A 1,372-nucleotide genomic window follows, 5' to 3' on the forward strand; every position below is an offset into this window, starting at 1 on the left:
CGATCTCGCCACTCCGGCGCCGGTCCTTGCCACCTCCGCCGCCGCTCCGCTCGCCGCGGCGCCGGTCTCACCCCCTGCCGGGCTGCCGCCATGCTCCAGCGCTTCCGCACCCTGAAAGGCGTCGTCGCCTCGCTGCGGACCTATTACGGCCGGCGGGAGCACCGGGTCGGGCTGGACCGGCTGTACGGCCGGTTCGTGCGGAGCGGCGATCTGGTCTTCGACGTCGGAGCCCATGTGGGCGACCGGGTCGGGGCGTTCCGGCGGCTCGGGGCCCGGGTGGTGGCGGTCGAGCCGCAGCCCCAGCTCGTGAAGGTCCTGGCCCTGCTCTACGGCCGCGACCGCGCCGTGACGATCGAGCCGGTGGTGATCGGCCGCACCGACGGCTTCGCCGAGATGCTGATCAACCACGCCAACCCGACGGTCTCGACCGCGTCGGCGGACTTCGTCGCGGCCGCCGCGGGCGCGCCCGGCTGGGAGCAGGAGACCTGGACCGAGCGCCTCGAGATCACCATGACGACCCTCGATGCACTGATCGCGCGGCACGGCGTGCCGGCCTTCATCAAGATCGACGTCGAGGGCTTCGAAGCCGAGGCCCTGGCCGGGCTGTCGGCGCCGGTCGCGGCGCTGTCCTTCGAGTTCACCACCATCCAGCGTGACGTCGCGGTCGCCGCGCTCGAGCGCTGCGCCGCGCTCGGCTACCAAAAATTCGATGCGTCGCTCGGCGAGTCGCATGCCTTCGTGCACGGCGCCTGGCAGACCGCGGAGCAGATGAAGGTCTGGATCGCCGGCCTGCCGCAGGAGGCGAACTCCGGCGACGTCTATGCGATCCGCTGAGGCGGCGATCGCCGTGCCGGTCCCGGCGCTACCGCCGGGCCGCCGTCGCGCGCCGGGCCTCGCCGTCCTGCTGATCGCGCTCGCCGGATTCGTGCTCACGCTCCTGGTGTTCTGGCCCGGCGTGATGACGTTCGACGCGCGCTTCGTGCTCGCCGCGGCCCGCGCCGGCACCTATGGCGACTGGCAGTCGCCCGTGATGGCGTGGCTGTGGCGGCTGATCGATCCGCTCGCGCCGGGCCCGCGCAGCATGCTGCTGCTCACGACGGCGCTGTACTGGAGTGGCTTTGCCCTCATTGGACTCGTGCTGGCGCGCCGCACGCCCTGGCTCGGCCCGGTCACCACGGCGCTCGGCTTCGTGCCATCGGGATTCATGTTCCTCGGCATCCTCTGGCGCGACATCCTGTTCGGCTGCGTCTGGCTTCTGGCCGCGGCACTGGCGCTTGCAGCGAGCAAGAAAGAGCCCCCCACCCCCGCCCCCTCCCCGCCACTCGCTTCGCGAGCGGGGGGAGGGGAGTCGAAGCGCTTCGGTCCCCCTCCC

At 72.4% G+C, this 1,372-nt stretch carries 2 protein-coding genes; both read left to right on the plus strand.

Annotated elements, in window-relative coordinates:
* The first annotated feature begins 90 nt into the window (after nt 1-90).
* Complete coding sequence (locus CH341_RS31260; protein ID WP_111423592.1) at nt 91-834, plus strand: FkbM family methyltransferase; 744 nt, start codon at nt 91-93, stop codon at nt 832-834.
* Nucleotides 821-1,372: hypothetical protein (locus tag CH341_RS31265; RefSeq protein ID WP_210208703.1), on the plus strand; the 552-nt coding region annotated here is incomplete at its 3' end. The genes CH341_RS31260 and CH341_RS31265, both read left to right, overlap by 14 nt.

It is taken from the genome of Rhodoplanes roseus (assembly GCF_003258865.1).
GTDB lineage: Bacteria > Pseudomonadota > Alphaproteobacteria > Rhizobiales > Xanthobacteraceae > Rhodoplanes > Rhodoplanes roseus.

Coding starts and splice junctions, on each gene's coding strand:
- CH341_RS31260 (WP_111423592.1), top strand. CDS start 91: ATGCTCCAGCGCTTCCGCACCCTGAAAGGCGTCGTCGCCTCGCTGCGG.